We start from the raw sequence: 259 nt of genomic DNA, 5'->3' as shown, positions 1-259 counted from the left end.
CGGCGCGGTGCCGCTCGACGACAGGATCGTCGCGGCGCAGCAGCGGGTTGCCGATGCGTTCCACACGGCGAAGTTGATTCCGCAAAAGCTGAGCGTCGCGGAGAATGCGTGGATCGACACGAACGTCGCGAGTGCGCTCGCCGCGAAGTAACGTCAACGCACTCGAACGAGGCCGACGGACACCCTGCCCGTCGGCCTTTTTTTGTCTTCTCGAATTGGCGGGAAACGCCGCCGCTCCCGTCGCGACTAATCCAGATAG

Annotated in this window: 1 pseudogene; it reads left to right on the top strand. The window is 63.7% G+C overall.

The annotated features are described in order from the left end of the window. Positions 1–151 (top strand): annotated as a pseudogene (locus SB751_RS32315) (aliphatic sulfonate ABC transporter substrate-binding protein); the annotation flags it as partial. Between the last annotated feature and the right edge of the window lie 108 nt (positions 152–259).

This window comes from Cupriavidus sp. SIMBA_020, assembly GCF_046535395.1.
In the GTDB taxonomy this organism is placed as follows: Bacteria; Pseudomonadota; Gammaproteobacteria; order Burkholderiales; family Burkholderiaceae; genus Cupriavidus; species Cupriavidus campinensis.
The sequence above is the reverse complement of the archived record's forward strand: the minus strand, read 5'-3'. Positions and strand labels throughout refer to the sequence as shown.